The organism is Sulfuricurvum sp., assembly GCF_028681615.1.
Taxonomy (GTDB): domain Bacteria; phylum Campylobacterota; class Campylobacteria; order Campylobacterales; family Sulfurimonadaceae; genus Sulfuricurvum.
In genome coordinates this window covers 35,548-59,416 of sequence record NZ_JAQUHV010000002.1, presented here as the reverse complement: position 1 = coordinate 59,416, position 23,869 = coordinate 35,548, and the positions used below count along the sequence as shown (strand labels likewise).

Here is a 23,869-nt window from a genome sequence, read left to right as displayed (position 1 = left end):
ATACCTTTATGCAAACCTTAGACACAATTAACCAAACCCTTACTACCCATGATGCGGTAATGCTCTATTTTAGCGCACCGACCTGCAATGTATGCCATGCCCTCAAACCAAAACTCGTTGAAGCTATCAGCACCGAATTTCCGATTTTCGAAATAGAGAGTATCGATATTTCGGAAACACCTGAAATTGCTTCCTATTTTAGCGTTTTTGCCATTCCGACTGTACTGATCTTTTTTCAGGGACGGGAATTTTTACGTAAAAGCCGACACATGAGTGTCGGAGAAGTCGTTGAAGACATCCGCCGTCCTTATGAGCTTATGCTCTCATAAGCACTATTCTGCCTCAAGGAGGCAAGCTTTAGTGCCTTAGCGGCAAGCGTAGTTGTCGGGGCTTTGCTCCGATAACGTTAAAATTACGGTAAAAAACTAACGATTCCTGCCGTCACGGCAACATTAAGCGATTCGACACCTCGATGCATCTCAATAGAGACACTGTGTGTTGAAGCACGCATCACTGCATCACTCACACCTTCCGTTTCATTGCCCAATACAAAAATAGCGCGTGCCGGAATTTTCAACGTATGGATATCATCTTGCGCATGGGATGAGAGAGTGATGATTGCAGTATTTTTAAGTCCAAGAATATCCGTTAAATCTTCACAGTAATAGATCGGGATTTTAAACAGTGTACCGGCACTTGCTTTCATTACCAACGGAGAGAGTTTGGTACTGTTTCGACGGGGTAAAATGATTCCGTCGATCTTACTGGCTGCGGCAGAGCGGACAATCATCCCCAAATTTTGGGGATTGTTAATCCCGTCCAGAGCCAGCAGACGAAAAGAACCAGGTAAATCTGTTTCAATATCAGCCGCACTTCGATAATTGCGTGAAATGACGTCTATAGCGACACCCTGATCCTGTGCACTGTTTTTAGAAATACGTGAAAGCGACTCTTTCGTGTGGTATTTGATCTCCACTCCCCGCATTTCGGCCAAAGCCAAAATTTCTTCGATCGTCTCATCACTGCGGTTGCTTTTGGAGAGATGAAGCTTATGGATCTGAACTTCATCATCCCGTAATACTTCAACGGCGACGTTACGTCCGTAAAGGGTAATCAGCGAATCAAAAAAACGCTTTTTAGCCAGATATTCTTCTGAATCGTTCATCAAATTTTGGATGCGATAACTTCCGCATTAAATCCAAATCGCTCAAACAATTGTTCTGCCGGTGCACTTGCACCGAAACTATCCATCGCAATAACCGTTTCGGCAAAACGGTACCATTCCAACCCGCGGGCTGCTTCGATCGCAACACGTTTGGTTCCCGATTTAATAATCGAATCGATATAACTTTGCGATTGTTCCAACAACAAATCAAAACACGGAACACTTACGACATTCGCAGCAATCCCGCGCTCTTGGAGAAGTCCCGCAGTCTCAATTGCCAAACCGACTTCAGAGCCTGATGCCATCAAGGTAACCGTTGCATCCGAACGCTCTACAAGTAAATAACCGCCGTTTTGGACATCACCGCGAACTGCACTCGGTAGGAGCGGGAGGTTTTGGCGAGAACAGACAAATGCCGACGGAGAATGTTTCATCGAAAGAGCTTTTTGCCAGCATTTAACGTTCTCCGCTCCATCTGCCGGACGATAGACATAAAAATTCGGCAATGATCTAAACTGACTCAAATGTTCGATCGGCTGATGGGTAGGACCGTCTTCTCCGACACCGATGCTGTCATGCGTCCAAATGAAAAACTGCTGGATGCCGCTCAACGCCGCAATACGAGCTGCTGGCTTGAGGTAATCGCTGAAAACAAAGAAAGTAGCACTAAAAGGCATAATCGGTCCGTACAATGCCATCGCATTTGTGATTGATGCCATAGCATGTTCACGAATACCGAAATGGATATTTTTCCCTTTTGGGAAATCACCCATATCTTTCAATTCGGTTTTGTTAGAAGGTCCCAAATCTGCAGATCCGCCAAGGAATCCTGGGATTGCTTTGGCAATCGCATTCAAAATGATACCGTTCGTATTGCGAGTAGCATCCGCTTTCTCAAACGTCGGCCAACTAATGCGTGTAAAATCTGGATTCATCAACTGTTCATACGCTTCATTTTGTTCAGAAAGCGGAAGTTCTTTTATGCGGTGATTCCATTCACGCTCTGCCAAGTCCCCTTTTTCGATCGCGCATCGGAAACGCTCCATCACATCCGCATCTACCGCGAATGTCGCTTCCGGGTCGAAACCGGCCGCCATTTTTGCCGCTTTAATCACATCATGCCCAAGAGGTGCACCGTGCGCATGGTGAGACCCTTCCATTTTATCGCCCCCTTTGGCGATAGTCGTATTGGCAATAATCAATACCGGTCGAGAAATTGTTTTGGCTTGAGTCAATGCGCCGTCAATCTCTTCAAAATTGTGTCCGTCGATCTCTAATACTGCCCAGTTTTGAGACTCGAAACGATCTCGTATATTTTCACTGAGGCTAAGTTCGGTAGAGCCTTCGATGGTAATGCGGTTTGAATCGTAAATCAAAATAAGATTATCAAGTCCCATATGGCCGGCAATCGAACACGCTTCGTAGCTGATACCCTCTTCAAGGTCACCATCACCGCAAAGACAATACACATTATGATCAATCAATGCAGCGGTTTCAGAGTTCACTTTATTACCGACATACGCTGAAGCCATTGCAAAACCGACAGCATTGGCAACACCCTGGCCCAAAGGACCCGTCGTAATTTCAATTCCCGCAGTATGACCGTATTCCGGATGCCCCGGAGTTTTGGAATCGAGTTGACGGAAATTTTTCAGATCATCGATCTCAAGTCCGTATCCCCACAAATAATAAAGAGAATAAATAAGCCCTGTTCCGTGCCCGCCAGAGAACACCAAACGGTCACGATTGAGCCATTTTGGATTTTTTGGATTGTGATTAAGGTGTTCTGAAAGAACCACTGCAATGTCTGCCAACCCCATAGGAGCGCCCGGGTGTCCTGAATTAGCCTGTTGAACCATATCTGCCGCTAAAAAGCGGATCGTATCTGCCATTTTTTGGCGCATTGTAGTACTCATTGTTTAGTCCTTGTGTCGATTAATGTAATGATTGAGTGTTGGTGACAATTCGCATTGCAGATTCTCATCAAAACTTTCCATCCGTTTTGTTATTTTTTTAGCCAAAGTATCTGCTTCTCGCATCGCTGAATCAAATCCCAGCAATGTTACAAAACTGTTTTTTGACTCATCATTATTGGTCGTTTTACCGGCCTTGACTTCATCTTGCGTGACATCTAAAATGTCGTCTTGGATTTGGAAGAGTAGCCCCAAATCGATTCCGAAATCATAAAGTTCATCTGCAATATCATCACGCCCGACGATCATAGCTCCCATTTGGAGCGACGCAGCGATCAATTTGCCCGTTTTGTGAATATGAAGCATTTTTACCTGGTCCAGTTCCAACCGTTGATTCTCAAAATAACAATCGATTGCTTGTCCCAATACCATTCCGTTCAATCCACCGTTATGAGCCAAGGATCGTACCAGTTTCACGATCACGCGATCCGATAGCGGTGCATTGGAAAGTACCTCAAAAGCATACGTATTGAGTGCATCTCCAGCCAAAACGGCCGTTGTTTCGTCATACGTTTTATGCAAAGTAAGAATACCGCGTCGTAAATCCGCATTGTCCATAGAAGGCAAATCATCGTGAATCAACGAATACGTATGAAGCAATTCAATTGCGAATGCGGCATGATAAGCACTCTGGGTTAATAGGGGATTATACGCACGGACAACCCCGAGGAGAAGTGCAGGCCGAAACCGTTTTCCGCCACTGATTAGCATTTGATGTAACGATAATTCATAATGGGGGTGGAAACTCGCAGCAGAAGGCAAATGCTCTACCAAAAACGATTCAAACTGCTCCATGATTATCCCACTATTTTTTAGCGAAATAGTACCATGACGGAGCTTATATCTTCTCGATTATTTCGGTTATAGTATTCTCATCATCAACCAACACGACAGTAGGTTTATAGTTTTCGAGTTCGTGATCATTGTAAGTGGCATATGCGACGATAATAATTTTATCGCCTTTATGCACTTTTCGTGCCGCAGCACCGTTTAGACAAATATCGCGTTGGCCGCGTTCACCGAGAATGATGTAGGTTGAGAAGCGTTCACCGTTATTGATGTTCAGTATCTCAACTTTTTGGCCGACACGCATTTTGGAGGCTTCAAGAAGTTCTTCATCAATGGTGATGGAACCGACGTAATTAAGATTAGCGTCGGTAACCGTAGCACGGTGAATTTTACTATAAAGCATTTCGATTAACATCGATTAGCGTCCCATCTGCTTCATCATATCGGCTGGTGTGATCGGTGCATCCCATAGCTCTTCAGGAATAACGTACTCCTTCACCACTTCACCACCGATAATGTGTTTTTCAATAATTTCATCAATTTTAGCTTTCGTCAATCCTGAATACATCACATGTCCCGGCTCAACAAGCATAATTGGTCCGACATTGCAGCGGTTCATACATGAAGTACGAATCGGTTGTACCGTAGCAATCAACCCTTTTTGCATCAAAGTTTGTGCCAAATGCTGAAAAAGATCCTGAGTTTGTGGATTAACACAACTTGGTTTTGGCATGCCCGGAGGGGAACTTTGCTCACATTTGAAAATATAAAATGCCGGTTGAGGGATACCCATCAAACGCTCCTTGTGAAATCGATGTACTATACACCGCAAAATAATTACGGCATTATAGCCAAAATAAAAGAGTGCATATTAAGCTCCATCAAACAATTATACTGTTTAAGGGTTAATTTAGTACTTCTAAAGGGTTGCCAAGAGCTCTTTAGCAACAACACGGTCATCAAACGGCAAATATTGGTCATAAATGATTTGAGCCGTTTCATCCCCTTTGCCTAAAATCAAAATGACTTCATCGCCGGTGCGATCTTTTATGGCCTGTGCGATAGCATTGCGCCGATTGACATCAACATATACGTTACTTTTATCTTCAATCCCCGATAAAATATCTTCAATGATAGCATCCGGGTCTTCAAAACGAGGATTGTCACTCGTTACATACAGTTTTTTCGCATAAATGGAGGCAACACGTCCCATTAACGGGCGTTTAGTGCGATCACGATCACCGCCTGCCCCAAAAACGACCAACACTTCCTTCTCTTTAAGAGCGTTCAGTACCTGCTCCATTCCATCTGGAGTATGGGCGAAATCAACAATAACCAAAGGGGATTCACTGACAACTTCCATCCGTCCGCTGACCCCTCCGAAATTCTCAATCGCATCCGCAATTTTTTCCAAGCTCTCACCGGTCACTATATGGACTGCAGCAAATGCGGCAGTAATATTATAGAGGTTAAAAAACCCGTGCAATGAAGTAACAAACGGAACGTGCTCTTCAAAATGCTTGAGTATACCGCTGACACCATTATTCAATGAATACGCAATAATTTTATACGTTGAAGGATTTTCGACGCTGTACGTAAAAGCATTGATAATATTAAAATCTGCCTTCGGTTCGTCTCTATTGATCAGTTTTTTCGATTCATCCTGGAAGAAAAGATTTTTGATACGGGTATACTCTTCGATGCTTTCATGATAATCAAGATGATCTTGGGTGATATTGGTCAAAATCTTTAGACCGAAGGTAATACCTGCAATCCGTTCTTGCTCGATTGCATGTGAACTGACTTCCATAATAAAATACTCACACCCAGCTGAAATCGCTTGTGCCATATGTCGATAGGTATTCAATACAGTAGGGGTTGTAAGTGTTTTTCCCTCCACTGGAGCATCATTCATGAAAAATCCGCGAGTCCCTTGCATCGCTGCTTTATGACCCAAATCTAGCATCAATGAATAAATTGCACTGGCCGTTGTCGTTTTACCGTTTGTACCGGTAATCCCGATAACACAGATTAGCTCTAATCCAAAAAGATCCCAGCACTCTGATGGTGTAATGATCGAGTGAGCACCACGAGCAATCGCATCTTGTTTGTATTTTTCATTTTGTTTTGTGAGTAAAAAAGCGCATTCTGACCCACAATCTCCGGAATTTTCACTGATATATTGATAGGGTTGACCCTCAATCTCAATTTTCAATTCTTTTCCCCTTCGCTAAACGGCGTAATAAATTTCGAAGCTGTCGATCGTTCGGATAGACACCGAGAGCACTTTCCAAATAACTAAGCGCCATCTCTTTGTATCCATGATCGATTAGATTATCTAAAAAATCGACGAAATCTTCTTTCTCGGTAATAATAACACGAGTTGAAAACATTATGTTTTCAAAAATACGATTAAAATCGTTTTCATCTTTTACAAGTTCTTTGAATTCAGTATACATAATACCGTCTTCATATGCCAATCGTTGTTTAACCGTATCATCGAACAGCCCTGAGAGCTGATCGAGTGTACCGTCCATAGTCTCTAAAATTTCAGAAATAATAATATCGGCTGATTCCACGTCTTCATTGCGGAGAATTGTATAGTAATCGAACAGTGCTTCACCTGCACTCTCTCCACTCATTGCCATATCCGACAATATTGCACCGTTATAGGCTTCTTTGGACTCAGGATAATCCTTCAGTGCCAACGAATACTCACGCAGTGCATCACTGTATTTACCCGCCAAAAAATGTTCATTTGCTTGATTGAGGGTTTTGGTTAAATTAGTTGTTTTCATAGTAATCCCTCCTATGTTTATTCTAATATCGGCTCAATTTCTTTAAATTATAATGCATCGATTTGATGTTCCATACCTTGCGGTACATTAATGACAGTCAATTCTGGATGGATATCCATCCGTAGCTGACGCTCAACGCCATATTTCAATGTATTTCCGCTGCTTGAACATCCAATGCATGCACCTTGTAGTTGTACATAAACCGTTCCATTCTTTACTGTAAGGAATGCTATATCACCACCGTCTAGTGCAAGGCTTGGTCGAATTTTATCTATGACGTTACGAACCGGCTGAATCAGTTCTTCATCGCTAAATGGAATCATGGTTATTGTACCTTTTAAAGCTCAAATATCGCGGTATAGTATAAGAAATGGGCTAAACATGCACTAATGCGAAAAGGATAGTTTTAGAGCGAAGCTCGATTTAAGGGGGTGATGGTTATTGAACTCGTTAAACGAGTTCAATGTATGCCATCGGTGTAGCATCACCGCGGCGGATACGAGTTTTAACGATACGAGTATACCCGCCGTTACGCTCAGAATATTTAGGAGCAACTTCATTAATAAGCTGTTTTGTTGCTTCTTTATTTTGCAATACAGCAAACACTGAACGGTGTGCATTAGCATCACCGACACGTGCAGTTGTAATCAATTTTTCAGCAAATGAACGAAGTTCTTTTGCTTTGATCAACGTAGTTTCGATTTTACCGTGTTCAATCAACGCAATGCTAAGGTTAGTCAACAAAGCTTCACGATGTGCGCTCGTTCGACCTAGCTTGCGGTATCCGTGACGATGTCTCATGAGATACTTCCTATATTGTATTAAAGCTTATTCAGCTTCGATTTTCTTTTTAATTGCACTGATCAAATCATCAGCCAAATCTTGTCCGACAGCATAACCGTATTCTGTGATTTTTTCTAAAATCTCTTCAAACGATTTTTTGCCGAGGTTTTTCACTTCTTTCAAATCATTTTGGCTCATCATTACGATTTCACCGATGTATTTGATATTAGAGCGATCTAAACAGTTGAAACTGCGAGCACTTAGACCAAGGTCTTCAATGCGTGCACCCAAACGTTTAAGTTCAGGATGCTCGTCACCGCGTTCAGCTGCAGCTGGTGCTTTGATACTCACTTCACTGTTAAATACAGCCATTTGTGCGTACATTACTTCCAATGCATTTTTAAATGCATCAACCGGAGAAATTTGTCCGTCGGTAAGAATGTTAATGACCACTTTTTCAAAATTCGGGTTGTCTTCGACAAGAACGTTTTCGATTGCATACGTTGCACGGCGTACCGGTGTAAAATACGCATCTAAAGCGATATAACCCTCACTCAAAACATCCCGTACATCTTCACTCGGTGCGTAACCGATACCCTGATGAATTTTAACGGAGAAAGTCAACGTTGCATCTTCATTCAACGTTGCCAAAAATGCATTTGGCGTTACCACTTCAACATCATCATTATCCAAATCACTTCCATGGATTTCACAAGGGCCTGCGAAGCTGTAAGTGATCTCTTTCTCTTTGAGTCCGTTTTTCAATTTGAAACGAACCCCTTTGAGGTTAATGATAAAATCCGAAATGTCTTCAAGCATACCGCGCACAGAGTCAAACTCATGCTTAGCACCCTCAATTTTAATACCGATAGGTGCGTATCCGACCGAACTGCTTAGCAAAAAGCGGCGAAGTGGATGAGCGAGTGAAACCGCAAACCCGGTTTCAAACGGATAGGCGATAATATTCGCTTCATTCGCGCTGATTTGCTCGACGACAAACTCTTTCGGAAGAAGTGGTGATGTCTTAATTTTTTTCATGCTGAACGCCCTTTCTTTAATGATTATTTCGAGTAAAGCTCGACGATTAGACGTTCTTCAACTGGAATAACAACCTCTTCACGTTCTGGAAGACGTGTGAAAATACCGAACGCTTTTTCTTGATCGATGTCAACCCATGCCGCAAGACCGGTTTGGTTTGTCAATTCAATCGCACGAACGATTTGGTTGTTCTTTTTACTTTTCTCGTGGATTTCCACTTTTTGACCCGGTTTTACACGGTATGATGGAATATCAACACGTTTGCCGTCAACCAAAATATGACCGTGGTTAACCAATTGGCGTGCAAAACGACGAGTTGTTGCAAATCCCATGCGATAAACAACATTATCAAGACGTTGCTCAAGAAGCATTACCAAGTTCGTACCGGTATTACCTGTACGACGTTTTGCTTCAGCAAACAATGAACGCATTTGTTTTTCACTCAAACCGTACATAAATTTCGCTTTTTGTTTTTCGCGAAGCTGTGTACCGTATTCAGAAATTTTTGTACGGCGTTGACCGTGTTGGCCAGGTCCATATGGACGTTTGTCAAGGGCACTTTTACCTGCAAGACGACGCTCACCTTTTAGTCCAAGGCTTACACCGAATCTTCTTTCGATTTTTTCTACGGGTCCTCTATATCTTGCCATTACAAACCTCCTTAGACGCGTCGGCGCTTAGGCGCACGACATCCATTGTGTGGTAGTGGAGTAACGTCTTTCATAAATGAAACTCGTAAACCTTCGATCGCACCAACACTTTTAACTGCTGTTTCACGTCCAGAACCTGGACCTTGAACTTTAATTCCCACTTCTTTAATTCCGTGGACCATTGCTTTTTCCAACGCTGATTCTACTGCTTGTTGCGCAGCGAACGGAGTCGATTTTTTAGAACCTTTGAAACCAAGGGCTCCAGCCGAACTCCATGCGATCATATTACCCATTTCATCTGTTACCGTTACAAGGGTATTGTTGAATGATGCCAAGATATGTACGATACCTCGTGCAATATTCTTCTTTACGATTTTTTTACGGGTTGCTTTTCTTTTTGCCATACTCTAATCCCTTACTTTGTGGCTGAGCCGACGGTTTTCTTCTTACCTTTGCGTGTACGAGCATTGGTTTTGGTTTTTTGACCACGGCATGGGAGACCTTTACGGTGACGAAGACCACGGTAAGAACCAAGATCCATCAACGCTTTAATATCCATAGCGACTTGCTTACGAAGGTCACCCTCTACAGCGATTCCGCTGCTTCGGATTTCTTTAGCGATTGTTGCCGCTTCATCTTCGCTGAGTTCGAATACACGCTTGTTGTAATCGAGCCCTGTAGCATCCAAAATTTTTCGTGACGTATGTAAACCGATACCATAGATATAAGTTAATGCATACTCCAAACGTTTTTTCTTAGGTAAGTCCACACCAGCAATACGTGCCATGCTTATCCTTGTCTTTGTTTATGTTTTGGGGTTTTGCAGATTACGCGCACAATCCCTTTACGTTTGATGACTTTACAATCATCGCACATTTTCTTCACTGAAGAACGTACTTTCATCGGTAGGCTCCGTTGATTTAAATCACTTGCTTCTCGTAGGTGGAAATTGATCACACCAATACTTGTAACTACGATTGAACGCAGTTATAAACATTCAATTCTATTTGTCCGAGAGGGCAAAGTGGACGCGTATAATACAGTATTTAAGGTTAAATTTTTATTAAGGTATAAAATGGAGGAGGTATACGAATCGTCTTTACACAATTCGTATCATAAACGGAGACTCAAGAACGGCATCCAACGTTTCAAGTTGATTCATAAGCGCATGAATGGATCGTTCTGTCGCTTCGTGCGTGGCAAAGAGCAAATGAGCGCATTCGGTTTCGGAAGGGCGTTGAATAACAGCCTCAATCGATATCATCTGATCGGCGAAGAGTCTCGTGATTTGTGCCAATATCCCCGGTTTATCGGACACCCTGAGACGGAGATAATATTTTGAGCGGATATCGTCCCGATTTTTTAGCCGCAGCCCTTCTTCAAGCGGATGATTGAATCCAAGCATCGGTGAGCGTTTACCGGAACGGACAATATCGATAATGTTCGCCACTACCGCACTCGCCGTTGCATTTCCGCCGGCACCCGGTCCGTAATAGAGGGTTTCACCGACACGGTCACCCACTACGCTGATGCCGTTCATCACACCGTCTATTTTTGCGATCATTGCATCTTCGTCCACCAACGCCGCATGAACTCGAAGTTCAACTTCGTCACCCTCGCGTTTGGCAATTCCTAAAAGTTTGATTGTGTATCCAAACTCTTTTGCGAATGCGATATCCGTTTGCGTAATCCCTTCGATCCCTTCAATCAATATCTCTTCAGGTTTTGCATCGATACCGTACGCAATCGATGCGAGAATAAGAAGTTTATGTGCTGCATCAAATCCGCCGATATCGAATGTAGGATCTGCTTCGGCATATCCTAATCGCTGTGCTTCGGCCAACACATCTTCAAATGCAACCCCTTCCGACATCATTTTTGTCATCATAAAGTTACACGTGCCGTTCATAATTCCCATAATGGAGAGGATATGATTCGCCGAAAGCCCGTCGCGCAGCGCATTGATAATCGGAATTCCGCCGGCGACACTCGCTTCAAATTCAAAAGGGATATCCCCGGCAATCTCTTGAAGCTCATAACGATGGTAAGCTAAAAGGGCTTTGTTCGCTGTTACCACCGCTTTGCCGTTTTGCAATGCTTTTTTAACGATTTCGAATGGAAGTTCAACGCCTCCCATTAACTCAACAACAACGTCGATTTCAGGGTCATCGACGATATCGTATGGATTTTGCGACAATGCGATAGAGAGACCGGATGCTTTTTCAAGATTTCGTACAACACCGCTTTTGACTACGATTTCATCCCCGGCACGTGCTGAAATGATGTTTTTATTCTCTTCAAGAATCTGTACGACAGAACGCCCGACCGTGCCGACTCCGATAACGCCGACACGTGTCACTCAGCACCCTTACAATCCAAGGTACTTAAAAACTGTTTGATGTTTTTAGCCGCTTGACGGATACGTTTGTCATTTTCGATCAGTGCAATACGGACATAATCATCGCCGTAATCTCCGAATCCGATCCCCGGAGCCACTGCTACGTTCGCTTCGACCAAAAGACGTTTTGAAAATTCCAAACTTCCCAAATGACGGGCACATTCAGGAATTTTTGCCCATACAAACATTGAAGCTTGGTTACGGCGGACCGGCCAGCCTGCACGGTTAAACGCCTCGATCAAAACATCTTGACGGTGGTCGTATTTATCGGTGATCTCCTGAACACACGTTTGATCGCCTTGAAGTGCCACGGTTGCGGCTACTTGGATCGGGGTAAACATCCCGTAATCCAACCAGCTTTTGATTTTTTGCAATGCGCCGATCAGCTTCGGATTTCCGACAAAGAATCCTACACGCCAACCCGCCATATTGTAACTTTTAGAGAGGGTAAAACTTTCAACCGCTACATCTTTTGCACCCGGAACGGACATAATTGACGGAGTTTTGTATCCGTCAAACGTCAAATCGCCGTACGCGATATCACTGATGATATAGAAACGCTCGCGTTTTGCCATCTCAACGATACGGGTATAAAATTCCGGAGTAACCGTTGCGGTAGTCGGATTATGCGGGAAGTTGACTACCACAAATTTCGGTTTAGGAAAAGAGATATGAAACGCTTGTTCCAATCGTTCAAAGAAAAGATCTTCATCGACTTTGTAATCTTCATCAAACGGCAATTCCATTTTTTGAACGTTTCCGCCCGCTAAAATGAATCCGTATGAGTGAATCGGATAGGTCGGATCAGGAACTACCGCTACATCTCCCGGATTAGTGATGGCGTAGGCAAGATGGGCATACCCCTCTTTTGAACCCATAGTCGCTACCGCTTCGGTATCCGGATTAAGGTCAACGTCATAACGGCGTTTGTACCAGTCACAAATCGCTTGTCGCAGTTTTGGTATCCCTTTGGAAACCGAATATCCGTGTGTTTTGGTTTTCTGCGCCGATTCGATCAACTTTTCGCGAATATGTTTCGGCGTGTCCCCGTCAGGATTTCCCATACTAAAATCAATAACGTCGGCTCCGGCACGTCTGCGCGCCATTTTAAGCTCGTTTACTTCGGCAAATACATATTTCGGGAGGCGTCTAATCCGGTCAAATTGGATTTCATCAAACATGGCTACAACCTGTGATTAAAAAATTGCGCCATTTTAGCATAAGAGGCTTAGTTTTTATATAATGTGCAGACTTATCGTCCCGGACTCATCGACTCGATCCACATCCCTTCATGAATCACTTTCATCCCCTGTGCATTGGAAATTTTAAGATAATAGGCATTTTGCGGAAGTTCAAATTGATACTCGTCTTTAGGTTCCAATGAACGAAATGAATCCAAGACGTGCATTGAGCTGTCCAATACGGCAATTTCCGGATACCATTTACTTGTATAAGGGGCTACAATGCGGATATTCTGCCCCTGTTCAACGCGGAACCACTGGGCACTGTTGACCCGTTTAAGTTCTGAACCTTCGTCGCTTCCGATCAAGGGAACATTCCAGATGGCATTTTCGGTATTTAAAACTAAGGTGAGTCCGTTTTGATCTGCATTAGCACTGTCAATCTGAATCCCCTGCTCTTTTAGGTTCTCACCCAGAACTTCCGGTGTGAACGTTCTATTTCCGCTCGCTGTCCCCTCAATCAATCCAGAACCGTTTTGAACATTCAAAGACGCAACATCGAACTTATATCCCAAGGCGTTAAATGCTTGGGTAATGGTTCTTAAACTCACTCTCGGTTCACCGCTGAACGTGATCTGTGTATGTATCGAATACCCCCAAAGAATATAAGGGACAAAAAGAAATAGGAGTAAACGTTTCATGCAACAACCTTTACCAGTCTTGGCCACCGTTTCGTTCGATAAACTCATCTTTGCTCAATTCTTTCAAGACACCGTTTTCACAAATAAAGCGGATCGGATCCGTTTGTTTAAACTCAATTTTCCCCGATGTAGACTCAACTTCCAATCGTCCGTGCCCTAAAAAAATGAGCCAATTTTTTGTGGTATCAATGCGGATCGGATCCGCAGTAATTTTTTGAATTCTCTTGCCGGATGCCATATCGATCATCCCATACCAAACTTTATAAATCGGATGGATAACAAGCTCTTTTCCGGAGATCGTGGGTTCCGGTATACTCGACTTGGTCGTGTTTTTCTCACTGCTTACCGCCGTTACCGTCACATTTGTCTCATTGGTATCTGTCACGTTGGTATCGATCATACTGTCCTTGAGCACCATTGGAGGTACCGTCAGTTTCATCACCTCTTCATGAGGTTCATTGGACATTTTGCTTTGCGCAATGTATCCGGCGATCATCAGCATCGCAATTAAAACGGCTCCGATAAGTATCCATTTGGGTTTAGAGTTTGAAGAAGATTGCAATATAACCGACTGTTTAGGGGGAAGTGTGGCTACATGATCTTGGTAAAACTTTGTGTATTCTTCCTTGATTTCATTCAGATCAATCCCATATTCACGCTCTAAAATTGACATAAAACCCATAAATTGAACACGCCCTATCTCCCCGAAGGATTTGGTCAAAACCAATTCTACTTTATCACGGGAAATGTGGGTTCGTTCATGAATTTTCTCTGTCCCCAGAGCCTGTAAATCTTCGAACGTACTAGGTTGTTTCATCTCATTCTCTCCATCAAAATTGCGCCGGCAACACCGACATTTAAAGAATCAAAATCATGGGCCATCGGTATAGAAACACCGACATCGAGACTTTTTTGAACTCTGCCGCTGAGTCCCTCTCCCTCGTTACCCAATACCAATGCACGTTTAGCGGCAAACGTAGTCTCTCGTATATCCTGTCCGTCCATGACCGCTCCGTACACCTGAAATCCTGATTGTTTCAGTTCATGCAGTACGTCATGAATATTATGAATAATGACAATCGGAAGATCAAGTGCGGCACCACTGCTGGTACGGATCATCGGCTCCAGATTCGGCTCTTTAATACCGCTGATCACGATTGCCTGTACCCCTAGTGCATAAGCACTGCGTATGAGGGAACCGATATTCCCCATGTCGGTAATCGAACTGAGAATCACCACAAAATCGCATTTTTTGAGAAAAGGAGAGGCGTATGGGACAACTTGGGAAATCTCGGCAATATAACCTTGGTGATTTCCCCCTTTTACCATTGCCTGAGCGGCTTTTTCAGGGATCCGTTTAATTTCAAAGCCCATTTTCATAAGCAGCGAATACTCTTTTTTCTCAATCTCTTTTGCCAGATAAAGAACTTTGATGCGCTCTTTATGACGTTCTAGTGCGTAGTAAACCGGTTGTTTTCCATATATAAGCATGTTGTATTATATCCTAAGATTATAAGAGGCGTTGATAGCACTCTTTGGGATTCTCGCCGGTAATCTTGGCGATCAATTTTGAAGCGGCTTTTTTGGGAATATCCAGAGCAAGAATATCCTGCTCGCTCAAAGATGAACCTTTGGCTTCGGACGCTTCGATCACTACGACCCACTCCCCCCGTATCTCTTTCTCCATTTGAGGAATCAACTCGGATGCAGTTCCGCGATAAAATTTCTGATACCGTTTGGAAAGTTCTTTTGCTAAAAAAACCTGCCGTTCAGGAGCAGCAATCACTAATTCTGAGAGCAATTTATCGAGACGCTTAGGGGATTCGTACAGTATCGTCGTATATCCGTTAAATAGTGCTTCTTGAAGCGCTGAAGAACGGTCATTCCCTTTGTGCGGCAAAAACCCGAAAAAGAGCATTTTAGTCTCCACAAATCCGCTGGCTACGAAAGCGGTAAGTGCCGCATTTGCACCCGGTAGGATATCGTAATCGATACCCTGATCCAAACAATAACGTACCAGTATCTGCCCAGGATCACTGATCCCCGGCATTCCAGCATCGCTCACATAGACAATGTTGGCATTAAAAAATTCGGGAGTGAGTTTGGAAACAAAATCCGCTTCATTATGGGAATGCAGACTCAAAAATTGCGGTTCCGCAGTTGTCAGATTATGGCGTTCTTTAAGTAAATGAATCAGTTTTTTGGTGACACGGGTATCTTCACAAAGGATGACATCAGCAGCGGATAAAACGTCGAGGGAACGAAGCGAAATATCAGAAATATTTCCGATGGGAGTGGGAACGAGGCTTAGCATAAGAGTGCTCGGTTTCTGCCCCCAAAGAGGCAAAGGTTTAAATTACGAATTTAATGCGTAACGTTTTTTGAATTTATCAATACGTCCTGCTGTATCTACTTGACGCTCAGAACCGGTATAAAACGGATGACAAGCGCTGCAGATATCGACACGGATCGCGTCTTTAGTACTTGTAGTTGTGAATGTATTACCGCATGCGCAGCTAACAGAACATTCTACGATGTTCGGGTGAAGATCTTTTTTCATAAGTTTGCCTTGTGATCGACGGCGTTGTACGTCGGTCTGTATAGTTTTATATCCGTACGGGGGCGGATAATTGGAGGCGAATTATAACGAAAAATTTCTTTTTTTACAATATCCGTGATGCTATTGCAACGGCTGCTGTCTCGGAGCGCAAAATCATCGGTGAAGAAAAGAGCCGTACGCGGTAATCCGAAAACTGTTTCCGTTCACTCTCATCAAATCCCCCCTCACATCCGATCACGACGGTCTCGATGTTCTCATCCGATTTTAAGGTCTCTCCGCCGAAATCAAAAATAACAGCATCTGGATGCGCTTTTAAAAATGTGCTTAATGCCGGGGATTCGCCCAACTCGATTAAAGAGGTTCGTCCGCATTGCATAATCGAGCTTTCCATAAGCCGTGTCATCCGTTCATAATCGAGTCTGAAATTCTGCTGCGAACGGTGACAATGAATGAAGGTGATTTTTTCCACCCCCAACTCAGTCAGCATCGGCAACGTTTTTTCGACCGTCTTCGGATCGATCAGACACCATCCGATATGAAGTTTCCGTGCATTGACGCATGGGGCGTGATGGTGACTTTGAAGAGAAAAATAGGCATTTTTCCCATCTGTCCGTTCCAAATGGTAGCGATACTCCTCGCTCAATTTTTCTTTCGTGCGAAAACATACCGTATCCCCGACCCTATGCCGACGAACTTTAATCAAATATTTATAATCTTCACCCGAAATGCTCAGCTCCGAAGAGCCCGCATCCGGATTCAAAACAAATTTCACGCCAACATCCACGCAGTAATCAAAAGAAGCATCACCATTTCAATACCCAAAAAACGGAACGCTTTTTTCTTATACTCTGCAAAAGCGCCCTCTTTGGTAATGTCCGTTCGGCGTTTGAGGGTTTTATACCGTTTGGCTTCCAAGATGATCATCACGATGCTTGCGACGATCATGGCAATGTTAGGCAACGTAAAATGCAAATGTTTTGCCGCCATCATAACTGCGCCCGTCAATATCAGCATCGCAATCAACGAGCCTGAAATCGGCATTACAACCCGCATTCGTTGTGCATAACGGACAATCTGCTGTGACAAGGCAAGCATAGCGATATTAAAACCGACTATCCCCATCAGGACAATAACACCCGCATAGTGGATTTCTATTCCAATTTTATACATTTCTTCCATAAAGGGGATTTTACCTAAAATCCCCTATAATTGATACTAGAAAATAGCAGTTGCAAAAAGGATCTCCATGGCAATCAGTGTAGAAGAGGCATTTGAACAGGTATACAAACTCTCCTTGCCATTGGGAATCGAAATCGCACCGATCGAAAACAGTATCCATCGTGTACTGGCTGAAAACATCGTAGCCGAATATTCCCTCCCCTCTTTTGACAATACCGCCATGGACGGATACGCCGTACGTACCGCAGATGCAGGAAAAACTCTGCTGCAGTCATGTGTAATATTTGCTGGAGACAAAGATGAATTCCGTCTTGTGGAAGACCAATGTATCCGCATTATGACCGGGGCCAAAATTCCGCAGGGGTGTGAAGCGATTGTCCCCATCGAAGAGGTCGTCGTCCATGGAGATCAGGTCACCTTACCTACTTTTATCAAGCCCTCCCAACATATCCGTCTCAAAGGTGAAGATATCCAAGCAGGTACGACCCTTCTGACTAAGGGAACCTTTCTATGTGCCCATCATATTTCCCTCTTGGCATCTCAGGGGATTACGCATGTCAAGCTCTATCGCCGTCCGAGTGTTGCTATTTTTTCTTCGGGCAATGAGCTTAAAATGCATTATGAGACCTTAGGTGCCAATCAGCTCTACAATACCAATACCCCTACATTTGCATCACGCGCCCGTGAACTCGGGTGTGATGTCATCTCTACCGCAACAGCGGAAGACACTCTCGAATCGATCCAAAATCACATCAAAAGCGCTTTGAATGCCGATTTGATCATTACCTCCGGCGGAGTGAGTGTCGGAGATGCCGATTTCACCAAAAAAGCGTTTCAATCACTCGGGTTCGAAAGTGCTTTTGAATCGGTTGACATCAAACCCGGTAAACCGACGACATTCGGACGGATCGGGAAAACGGTGATTCTCAACCTCCCCGGGAATCCTCTTGCAGCAGCGCTTTGCTTCGAGCTTTTCGGTCAAAGTGCCATCCTTGCCCTAAGCGGCAGAACCGACAAGTATCTCTCTGCGATCACCACTAAAATCGTAGAACCGTTTAAAATGAAAAAAGGGCGTCGTGCTTTGATTCCCGGATGGTTTGACGGAACGGCATTTACCCCAAGCCCTAAATTCGGGCCCGGAATGGTATTGCCGCTGTCACAGGCGAACGCGTATATGATGGTAGATGCATCAGTGGATGGGTTCGAGAAGGATGCGGAGATCAAAGTTATCCCTACGCGTTGGTGTATGAGTTCTCCGGTACAGAACTCCCTGATTACCTTCTAAACAGTTTGAGGATTTAAAAACGTTTCACCGGCTAATATTTTCTGCCACAACCGAGGATCGCTCCACCCTTGGCGGACTTCATCACTAAACAGGATCGATTCCAACGGTATGACTCCCATCCGCTCCGAATAGGCATCTTCTTCAAAACATTGCGCATACCCCGTTTCGGTTTCGTGCACGATAATACTGTGAAGTCTCACTTCCTGCTCTCCGTTGATCATGTCGGTGGAAGACAACAGACGATCCAGCATCAAAAATATCACGCGGCTAAACTGTTCGCATGAAGGGGACACAGGAAGAAGTACCCATCGATTGGAATGTTCTTTCATCGCTTCGATATACTCGCCATCATCACCGTCCCAGATAGCGACCGCATGATCAAAACTGTCAATCAGCTCTTTCATCCCCTGCTTCATTAGACCGAAATCGTATACCATCTGACCGTGATCGAGATATTTGGATTCGAACAGCACTTCGACTTTGTATGAATGGCCATGAATCGAAGCACGGCACCGCTGTGTAGAGCATCCGCGAACGATATGGGCGTTTTCAAATTTAAAAAGTTTTCGGATTATCATAAACTATACCCCATGATTTTGATCCCTGATAGGCACTTCACCCTTGAAACCACCTGTATTAGGGATTTGTAAAAACAGTGGGAAAAATATGCCACTTTTTTGCCACTCTTTAACATACGCATTCATAACCCAGATACGGAAATTTATCATAAACTACCTATTTTAGGGTTTTTAAAGGTGCTATTAAAAAATTGTGCCACTTTTTGCCACTTTTTGCTACCTTTTATCCATTTTGAATACTATGATTTCATGCCCAGATACGGATATAAAAATTAAACACCCTATTTTACGGACTTTCAAAGGGTATAACTATGTTTTTTTGCCACTTTTATGCCGACATATATTATTCAATGTAGGAACACTCGCATCTGTATTCCGAATGCTGGTATTTAAAATAGAAGTCTAATAGCTTCTTCCTTTGAGCTTGTTTTATCATTTAATATATACTTTGCTTAGACAAAATTTTCTACCAGTCTATCACTATTCCAAAGTTTAGAATATTATCACTCGTTAAAGCCATCCCAAAATAAAGAATTTCTATCTATAATCATTAAAATAAATATAGTTTAGGAAATCCTATTGAAAACTGATCCAATTATAGAAATCAATGATGAACAAAAACAATGGTTATTGTCTTTATCCCCGATTGAAATCATTGATACATATTGTGAAGGAACTTTAAAAATATTAGAAGATCATATGGGCATGCCACTTCAAGTAAATGTTCATAGACAAACTACAACTAAACCTCATCAAGATTTAAGAACTTCATTATTTATGACAAAAATAATCGGGGAACTAAAAATCATCGGACACTTTTATGCTAGAGAGCATAATATACTTCATATGAAAGAACTGGATTATGGATTAAAACAATTTTTACAAACTTTAACCGAACAATACCACAATGGCTTTTTTTCACAAGAACAGTATATTAATACTAGAAAACTATTAAATGAATATATTTTAGATGAGATAATAGACCATACAAAAACTTCTTTTCTAATTGGTCATAACAATATACCTCAATATGAAATGTTGTTTTTATTACATGAATTTTCATACCGCTCTCCTGTGCATCAAAATGTATATAACTTTAAAGGTAATGATATTCGAAGAACAACTTTCGGCAGAACAGAACTTACTACTATGAATAAATATCAAGATTATAAATTAAACATGAATAATATTGAAAATCAATTATTAGATAGTATTACCAATTTTTCTTATACAATAAAAGAAACTATCGACATAATATTTATACAAAAAGAAGTGCAGTATAGACTCAGTGTATTAAATGAAATTTATTTTAATTTCGAACATTTTTTAAGTGTAATTATTAAAACTTTTAAAATGACTGATGAGAGCATAGGAAAAAAGAAAATTACCAAAAAACAAGAATATATAGCTCGTATTTTTAATGAATTAGATATCAATCACTCTATCGATTTTGTAATAATTTCCAAAGAGATAATGCACAGATGTAAAGAGTCATCTCCTGCATATATAGAACTTTTCAAGCAAGAAAACAAACAAAATATTAACCTAATTGATATGTTTTTGAAAATAATTGATATGAGAAATTCATTACATTCAAACGGTGCTTCTAATAAAGATATTCACGAATTTGATATTGCCAAAATACATTTTAACGAAGTAAAAAAAGATCAACAATTCCAATCCATGGCTATGCATCAAATAATTGCACTTTTAGTAATTGCATCGTTTAGCATAGAATTAATTATTGAAAAGCTATCAACTTTAAAAGAAGTTAATGGTGTAAAAGTTCCTGATATCATTATTGATGATTATGTAGAAAACCTACGAAAAATAAGTCATGAAGCAGTATAACTTTTATTATTTGACTGAAAAGGTTATTTGATTTTTTCTTTGTTGTAAATCTTATTGATCAAAGTCAAAACCAAAAAGTTTATCTTTTTCACTTAGATTCCTTTTTATCACTTCGTCCCAATTTAATGATATATGTTTTTTCACTTCATCTATCTTCGTATCACTAATAGAACAAATATATTGAGACAAATTATTGGAAACATAGTGAAATGCTTTTGCTATTTGCCTTTCATCAACCATATCAAAAAGCCTATTATCATGTCCTACTAAGCAAATAAGAGTTGGATTTAATTTATAAATGAGCATATCATAAATGAATATTTTCATTTCATTAATGCCGTCACTTCCATCTCCTTTGATATTCGCTTCTATGTTGTAAAGCTTTTCGGTCTTAAAATCTTCATTAATTTTGATTTCTAAAAGCCCTGGCTTATCATCATAATGTTCTTCTGATATTTCCCTAAAACTTTTTCCTAAAAACTCTATTCTATCTTTGATTTTGTCTTCAAGTTCAATAAGATCTCTTTTAAATTGATCTATTTCAATTTTAATATCTGCTTGTTCTTTTTTAAAAGCTTTTAGTGTTTTTTGATTTCTTTGAATTTCTTCAAGGGTCAATTTTATTTTATCTTTTTCTTTGTTTAGCGAATGATATTCTTCTAATGCACCTTTATTCTCAAGATACTTGAAAATCTCACTTCTTCTTAAATCAATAGCAACTGATTGACTTTCAAGTGCTATTACTTCTTTTTCATGAACTGCAATGTCGTTGATGGCTTTAGTTCTTCTATTGCTAAAAAGAGTTTCATGAAATCCTTTTACGGCTTGAATATGAGCTAAAACATCTTCTCCTAAGAAGAACTTTGCTTCTTCATACATACTAGTAAGTTTGTCTATATCAATATTAGTTTGCTGATTTACGCTAATTATATTTTTTTTATTTCGTATTTCCCTATTATTGAATGCAATAAGATTTCTAACTTTTTGAAGTTCGGCAGTTAAGCTATCTGCTTCTTTTTTTAGATCATTAAAATCTTCTGCTATTTCAAAATTTTCTAAATCTTTTTCAATTTTTTGTAATCTTTCGCCAAGTTCAAATTCTTTTTCTTTATTGATAGTTTTTTCAATAGCATTAAGTTCTTTGATTAAAACTTTTAACCTATCATTTTTTACTTTTAACTCTTTTTTCTTTTCTAAATATGATAAATTTAAACCTAATAAATATGCATTAATTTTATTATTACTATATGGTGCTTCTTGACTAACTTGAGATATGGCGTCTTGATAACTCTTTTTATCAGTTCTAAAAAATCGACAAAAAATATTTCTAAAAGTATCTTCTTTTACCAATGTGTTTAAAAAATCAGTGTAGTCACCATCTTTTTTATATTCAACATCATTCAGCCATATTTTATTATGACTTCTTGAAACTTCATAAAATACGCCATTATGTTCAAAATTGAGAGTTAAAATTATTTTTTCTTTTTCCAAAACTTCTTTTAGTTTTTTGATTTCTTTACTTTGACTGCCTTTTCCCAACAAAAAATCAATACAAATTAATGATAAGCTTTTACCAATCCCATTAGATGTTTTCTTCTTATCGTCAGTTAAAACCTTTTCACCGACTATTATATTTAGTCCGGGTGTAAAAGTTATAGCTTTAAATCTTGGATCGCTACTACTTAATTGAATCAGTCTCATAATACAATCTCCAAAACATCATCATGTTTTATTCTGATTTTATTAATCATAAATAAAAAATCTATTGCATATGTAAATTGTTCAAAACTAATATGTTTGGGATAGATTTCTAAAAATTTAGAATACAAAGTATCCACTTGAAGTTCTTTATTTTTTAGGATTGATAAAATATATCCTCCTATTGTGATAAAGGCATCTTCAACTTTGATAATTTTATTGCCCATTATCATTCTATTTTTCCTATGTCACATATGTCAAAGAAATAAGCCATTACAACCCATAATGCTGTTTCTAAATTTTTGTCATTTTCAAGTTTTGAATATATAGCTTCACAGGTTTTAATTAGCGCTTGTTCAGGTTTCATAATACGTTCATATTTTTTATAATCTTGTTGAATGTAATTTCCAATAGAAGTGAATAGGTCAAGTCCTATCTGAGGAATGAATTCTTCCATAACTTCTTGAGACTTTTCAATATGTGATCCAAAAAATTTGAATAATTCGGGATTGTTTTCTTCATCTATGTTGATTTCAAGTTTTTTTATGCCATCAGGGAGAAAGACTTCTTTTGAAAAATTCAAGTATTCCGTAGCTTTAATATTTCTAATTCCACTTTCCTGAGATATTGCATCTATGACTTTTTCTACCTTTTCAAAGTCTCCAAACTCACTAATATCTTTGTCGGCATTTAACAAAATATACACCATTAGTCTATTATGATTTAATAGACCTAATATTTTATTCTGAAAAGTTTGCCCATCTATCAGTTTGATAATGTAATCTGGATTATCAGTTTTCAGTTGATCGATAGCCAAATGAATATCTGTTGGCAAGTTTTTCAATTTATCATTAAGTACAAAATGCCATTCTTTAAAGCTCCATCCATATGATTTCGCTCTATCAAAATCATGATTCATTTTTTTAATAGCAGTATCTGCTTCAATTTTTTCTGGAGCATACACTTGTAAAAGCAACTCACCTGACATGTATCCATCATTAGCACCATCACCTTTTGAACCTTGAGGTTTGACTGCCATTAATTCTGGATAAGATATTTTGTATGCACTTACAACGAATTTTTCAAATTCATTACCATCTTTTTCAAAAAAAGATAATTTTAATTTATCTGTCAATGTTTCTATTGAAGCCATTGCTATTCTCGTTTCATAATATGCGTATATTAAAAATTATATCTTTTTATGCTTATGAACGAATCATTGTATGGCTTATAGCAATTCTA

Annotated in this window: 30 protein-coding genes; 3 read left to right on the top strand and 27 right to left on the bottom strand. The window is 40.6% G+C overall.

Features of this window, described 5'->3' with window-relative positions:
- Positions 1-8: 8 nt before the first annotated feature.
- Positions 9-329, top strand: a complete 321-nt coding sequence (locus tag PHE37_RS03495; protein WP_299997210.1) for a thioredoxin family protein — start codon at positions 9-11, stop codon at positions 327-329.
- 83 nt (positions 330-412) lie between these two features.
- Here the strand turns inward: PHE37_RS03495 and PHE37_RS03490 are convergent, their stop codons facing one another.
- The 23 genes from PHE37_RS03490 to PHE37_RS03380 all read right to left on the bottom strand — a co-directional run bounded on the left by PHE37_RS03490 (position 413) and on the right by PHE37_RS03380 (position 17,215).
- Positions 413-1,165, bottom strand: a complete 753-nt coding sequence (locus PHE37_RS03490; protein ID WP_299997208.1) for an RNA methyltransferase — start codon at positions 1,163-1,165, stop codon at positions 413-415.
- A complete protein-coding gene (tkt, locus tag PHE37_RS03485; protein WP_299997206.1) occupies positions 1,165-3,081 on the bottom strand; it encodes a transketolase in 1,917 nt (638 codons plus the stop codon). Before tkt ends, PHE37_RS03490 begins: the two co-directional genes overlap by 1 nt.
- Positions 3,082-3,084: 3 nt before the next feature.
- Positions 3,085-3,933, bottom strand: a complete 849-nt coding sequence (locus tag PHE37_RS03480) for a polyprenyl synthetase family protein (RefSeq protein ID WP_299997204.1) — start codon at positions 3,931-3,933, stop codon at positions 3,085-3,087.
- Positions 3,934-3,976: 43 nt separating this feature from the next.
- Positions 3,977-4,342: an aspartate 1-decarboxylase gene (gene panD, locus PHE37_RS03475; protein WP_299997202.1), complete on the bottom strand. Its 366-nt coding sequence runs from the start codon at positions 4,340-4,342 to the stop codon at positions 3,977-3,979.
- A 3-nt stretch (positions 4,343-4,345) separates the two neighbouring features.
- Positions 4,346-4,720, bottom strand: a complete 375-nt coding sequence (locus PHE37_RS03470; protein WP_299930641.1) for a (2Fe-2S) ferredoxin domain-containing protein — start codon at positions 4,718-4,720, stop codon at positions 4,346-4,348.
- Between the two features lie 126 nt (positions 4,721-4,846).
- Entirely contained in the window at positions 4,847-6,142 is a 1,296-nt protein-coding gene (locus tag PHE37_RS03465) for a UDP-N-acetylmuramoyl-L-alanyl-D-glutamate--2,6-diaminopimelate ligase (RefSeq protein ID WP_299997200.1), read from the bottom strand.
- Entirely contained in the window at positions 6,132-6,725 is a 594-nt protein-coding gene (locus PHE37_RS03460; protein ID WP_299997198.1) for a hypothetical protein, read from the bottom strand. The genes PHE37_RS03465 and PHE37_RS03460 overlap by 11 nt, the downstream gene beginning before the upstream one ends.
- 47 nt (positions 6,726-6,772) lie before the next feature.
- Complete coding sequence (locus PHE37_RS03455) at positions 6,773-7,048, bottom strand: NifU family protein (protein WP_299930635.1); 276 nt, start codon at positions 7,046-7,048, stop codon at positions 6,773-6,775.
- 127 nt (positions 7,049-7,175) lie between these two features.
- Positions 7,176-7,526: a 50S ribosomal protein L17 gene (gene rplQ, locus PHE37_RS03450; RefSeq protein WP_299997196.1), complete on the bottom strand. Its 351-nt coding sequence runs from the start codon at positions 7,524-7,526 to the stop codon at positions 7,176-7,178.
- 27 nt (positions 7,527-7,553) lie between these two features.
- Positions 7,554-8,546, bottom strand: coding sequence for a DNA-directed RNA polymerase subunit alpha (locus tag PHE37_RS03445; RefSeq protein ID WP_300008215.1), 993 nt, complete (start codon positions 8,544-8,546; stop codon positions 7,554-7,556).
- 23 nt (positions 8,547-8,569) lie between these two features.
- On the bottom strand, positions 8,570-9,196 hold the full coding sequence (gene rpsD, locus PHE37_RS03440; protein ID WP_300008213.1) for a 30S ribosomal protein S4: 627 nt from the start codon (positions 9,194-9,196) through the stop codon (positions 8,570-8,572).
- An 11-nt stretch (positions 9,197-9,207) separates the two neighbouring features.
- Positions 9,208-9,600 carry a 30S ribosomal protein S11 gene (gene rpsK, locus PHE37_RS03435; RefSeq protein ID WP_015654589.1) on the bottom strand — a complete coding sequence of 131 codons (393 nt, stop codon included), beginning with the start codon at positions 9,598-9,600 and terminating at the stop codon, positions 9,208-9,210.
- An 11-nt stretch (positions 9,601-9,611) separates the two neighbouring features.
- Positions 9,612-9,983: a 30S ribosomal protein S13 gene (gene rpsM / locus PHE37_RS03430; RefSeq protein ID WP_013461153.1), complete on the bottom strand. Its 372-nt coding sequence runs from the start codon at positions 9,981-9,983 to the stop codon at positions 9,612-9,614.
- 2 nt (positions 9,984-9,985) lie between these two features.
- Positions 9,986-10,099, bottom strand: a complete 114-nt coding sequence (gene rpmJ / locus PHE37_RS03425) for a 50S ribosomal protein L36 (protein WP_013461154.1) — start codon at positions 10,097-10,099, stop codon at positions 9,986-9,988.
- 196 nt (positions 10,100-10,295) lie between these two features.
- Positions 10,296-11,555, bottom strand: a complete 1,260-nt coding sequence (locus tag PHE37_RS03420) for a homoserine dehydrogenase (RefSeq protein ID WP_299997879.1) — start codon at positions 11,553-11,555, stop codon at positions 10,296-10,298.
- Positions 11,552-12,775 carry an LL-diaminopimelate aminotransferase gene (locus tag PHE37_RS03415; RefSeq protein ID WP_299997882.1) on the bottom strand — a complete coding sequence of 408 codons (1,224 nt, stop codon included), beginning with the start codon at positions 12,773-12,775 and terminating at the stop codon, positions 11,552-11,554. Before PHE37_RS03415 ends, PHE37_RS03420 begins: the two co-directional genes overlap by 4 nt.
- Before the next feature lie 71 nt (positions 12,776-12,846).
- Complete coding sequence (locus tag PHE37_RS03410) at positions 12,847-13,476, bottom strand: hypothetical protein (RefSeq protein WP_299996445.1); 630 nt, start codon at positions 13,474-13,476, stop codon at positions 12,847-12,849.
- Positions 13,477-13,486: 10 nt separating this feature from the next.
- Positions 13,487-14,293, bottom strand: a complete 807-nt coding sequence (locus PHE37_RS03405) for a hypothetical protein (RefSeq protein WP_299996442.1) — start codon at positions 14,291-14,293, stop codon at positions 13,487-13,489.
- The gene (rlmB, locus tag PHE37_RS03400) at positions 14,290-14,967 is read right to left on the bottom strand and encodes a 23S rRNA (guanosine(2251)-2'-O)-methyltransferase RlmB (RefSeq protein WP_299996439.1); all 678 of its coding nucleotides are present in this window, start codon (positions 14,965-14,967) and stop codon (positions 14,290-14,292) included. Before rlmB ends, PHE37_RS03405 begins: the two co-directional genes overlap by 4 nt.
- Positions 14,968-14,986: 19 nt before the next feature.
- On the bottom strand, positions 14,987-15,790 hold the full coding sequence (gene rsmI / locus PHE37_RS03395; RefSeq protein WP_299996436.1) for a 16S rRNA (cytidine(1402)-2'-O)-methyltransferase: 804 nt from the start codon (positions 15,788-15,790) through the stop codon (positions 14,987-14,989).
- A 42-nt stretch (positions 15,791-15,832) separates the two neighbouring features.
- On the bottom strand, positions 15,833-16,036 hold the full coding sequence (rpmE, locus tag PHE37_RS03390; RefSeq protein ID WP_299996433.1) for a 50S ribosomal protein L31: 204 nt from the start codon (positions 16,034-16,036) through the stop codon (positions 15,833-15,835).
- A gap of 103 nt (positions 16,037-16,139) precedes the next feature.
- Positions 16,140-16,808, bottom strand: coding sequence for a 16S rRNA (uracil(1498)-N(3))-methyltransferase (locus tag PHE37_RS03385; RefSeq protein ID WP_299996430.1), 669 nt, complete (start codon positions 16,806-16,808; stop codon positions 16,140-16,142).
- Complete coding sequence (locus tag PHE37_RS03380) at positions 16,805-17,215, bottom strand: hypothetical protein (RefSeq protein WP_299996428.1); 411 nt, start codon at positions 17,213-17,215, stop codon at positions 16,805-16,807. The genes PHE37_RS03385 and PHE37_RS03380 overlap by 4 nt, the downstream gene beginning before the upstream one ends.
- A 67-nt stretch (positions 17,216-17,282) precedes the next feature.
- On the opposite strand from PHE37_RS03380, the gene glp reads away from it, so the two are divergent.
- On the top strand, positions 17,283-18,500 hold the full coding sequence (gene glp, locus PHE37_RS03375) for a gephyrin-like molybdotransferase Glp (protein ID WP_299996425.1): 1,218 nt from the start codon (positions 17,283-17,285) through the stop codon (positions 18,498-18,500).
- Here glp and PHE37_RS03370 read toward each other — a convergent pair.
- Positions 18,497-19,078 carry a 6-carboxytetrahydropterin synthase gene (locus PHE37_RS03370; protein WP_299996422.1) on the bottom strand — a complete coding sequence of 194 codons (582 nt, stop codon included), beginning with the start codon at positions 19,076-19,078 and terminating at the stop codon, positions 18,497-18,499. The genes glp and PHE37_RS03370 overlap by 4 nt on opposite strands.
- Positions 19,079-19,657: 579 nt before the next feature.
- Here PHE37_RS03370 and PHE37_RS03365 point away from each other — a divergent pair.
- A complete protein-coding gene (locus tag PHE37_RS03365) occupies positions 19,658-20,929 on the top strand; it encodes a hypothetical protein (protein WP_299996420.1) in 1,272 nt (423 codons plus the stop codon).
- 51 nt (positions 20,930-20,980) lie between these two features.
- Here the strand turns inward: PHE37_RS03365 and PHE37_RS03360 are convergent, their stop codons facing one another.
- The 3 genes from PHE37_RS03360 to PHE37_RS03350 are packed head-to-tail and all read right to left on the bottom strand — an operon-like array spanning position 20,981 to position 23,780.
- Positions 20,981-22,630, bottom strand: coding sequence for a DUF2326 domain-containing protein (locus PHE37_RS03360; RefSeq protein ID WP_299996417.1), 1,650 nt, complete (start codon positions 22,628-22,630; stop codon positions 20,981-20,983).
- Positions 22,627-22,854 (bottom strand): ABC-three component system middle component 6, encoded by a 228-nt coding sequence (locus tag PHE37_RS03355; RefSeq protein WP_299996415.1) that lies wholly within the window; start codon positions 22,852-22,854, stop codon positions 22,627-22,629. The genes PHE37_RS03360 and PHE37_RS03355 overlap by 4 nt, the downstream gene beginning before the upstream one ends.
- Positions 22,855-22,856: 2 nt before the next feature.
- Positions 22,857-23,780 carry a hypothetical protein gene (locus tag PHE37_RS03350; protein WP_299996413.1) on the bottom strand — a complete coding sequence of 308 codons (924 nt, stop codon included), beginning with the start codon at positions 23,778-23,780 and terminating at the stop codon, positions 22,857-22,859.
- Positions 23,781-23,869: the final 89 nt, after the last annotated feature.

Coding starts and splice junctions, on each gene's coding strand:
- PHE37_RS03490 (WP_299997208.1), bottom strand. CDS start 1,165: ATGAACGATTCAGAAGAATATCTGGCTAAAAAGCGTTTTTTTGATTCG.
- rlmB (WP_299996439.1), bottom strand. CDS start 14,967: ATGCTTATATATGGAAAACAACCGGTTTACTACGCACTAGAACGTCAT.
- rplQ (WP_299997196.1), bottom strand. CDS start 7,526: ATGAGACATCGTCACGGATACCGCAAGCTAGGTCGAACGAGCGCACAT.
- PHE37_RS03360 (WP_299996417.1), bottom strand. CDS start 22,630: ATGAGACTGATTCAATTAAGTAGTAGCGATCCAAGATTTAAAGCTATA.
- PHE37_RS03470 (WP_299930641.1), bottom strand. CDS start 4,720: ATGGGTATCCCTCAACCGGCATTTTATATTTTCAAATGTGAGCAAAGT.
- PHE37_RS03350 (WP_299996413.1), bottom strand. CDS start 23,780: ATGGCTTCAATAGAAACATTGACAGATAAATTAAAATTATCTTTTTTT.
- panD (WP_299997202.1), bottom strand. CDS start 4,342: ATGTTAATCGAAATGCTTTATAGTAAAATTCACCGTGCTACGGTTACC.
- PHE37_RS03410 (WP_299996445.1), bottom strand. CDS start 13,476: ATGAAACGTTTACTCCTATTTCTTTTTGTCCCTTATATTCTTTGGGGG.
- PHE37_RS03455 (WP_299930635.1), bottom strand. CDS start 7,048: ATGATTCCATTTAGCGATGAAGAACTGATTCAGCCGGTTCGTAACGTC.
- rsmI (WP_299996436.1), bottom strand. CDS start 15,790: ATGCTAAGCCTCGTTCCCACTCCCATCGGAAATATTTCTGATATTTCG.
- rpsD (WP_300008213.1), bottom strand. CDS start 9,196: ATGGCAAGATATAGAGGACCCGTAGAAAAAATCGAAAGAAGATTCGGT.
- PHE37_RS03460 (WP_299997198.1), bottom strand. CDS start 6,725: ATGAAAACAACTAATTTAACCAAAACCCTCAATCAAGCAAATGAACAT.
- rpsK (WP_015654589.1), bottom strand. CDS start 9,600: ATGGCAAAAAGAAAAGCAACCCGTAAAAAAATCGTAAAGAAGAATATT.
- PHE37_RS03415 (WP_299997882.1), bottom strand. CDS start 12,775: ATGTTTGATGAAATCCAATTTGACCGGATTAGACGCCTCCCGAAATAT.
- PHE37_RS03380 (WP_299996428.1), bottom strand. CDS start 17,215: ATGGAAGAAATGTATAAAATTGGAATAGAAATCCACTATGCGGGTGTT.
- PHE37_RS03480 (WP_299997204.1), bottom strand. CDS start 3,933: ATGGAGCAGTTTGAATCGTTTTTGGTAGAGCATTTGCCTTCTGCTGCG.
- PHE37_RS03405 (WP_299996442.1), bottom strand. CDS start 14,293: ATGAAACAACCTAGTACGTTCGAAGATTTACAGGCTCTGGGGACAGAG.
- tkt (WP_299997206.1), bottom strand. CDS start 3,081: ATGAGTACTACAATGCGCCAAAAAATGGCAGATACGATCCGCTTTTTA.
- PHE37_RS03445 (WP_300008215.1), bottom strand. CDS start 8,546: ATGAAAAAAATTAAGACATCACCACTTCTTCCGAAAGAGTTTGTCGTC.
- rpmJ (WP_013461154.1), bottom strand. CDS start 10,099: ATGAAAGTACGTTCTTCAGTGAAGAAAATGTGCGATGATTGTAAAGTC.
- PHE37_RS03355 (WP_299996415.1), bottom strand. CDS start 22,854: ATGGGCAATAAAATTATCAAAGTTGAAGATGCCTTTATCACAATAGGA.
- rpmE (WP_299996433.1), bottom strand. CDS start 16,036: ATGAAAAAAGATCTTCACCCGAACATCGTAGAATGTTCTGTTAGCTGC.
- PHE37_RS03495 (WP_299997210.1), top strand. CDS start 9: ATGCAAACCTTAGACACAATTAACCAAACCCTTACTACCCATGATGCG.
- rpsM (WP_013461153.1), bottom strand. CDS start 9,983: ATGGCACGTATTGCTGGTGTGGACTTACCTAAGAAAAAACGTTTGGAG.
- PHE37_RS03370 (WP_299996422.1), bottom strand. CDS start 19,078: ATGATAATCCGAAAACTTTTTAAATTTGAAAACGCCCATATCGTTCGC.
- glp (WP_299996425.1), top strand. CDS start 17,283: ATGGCAATCAGTGTAGAAGAGGCATTTGAACAGGTATACAAACTCTCC.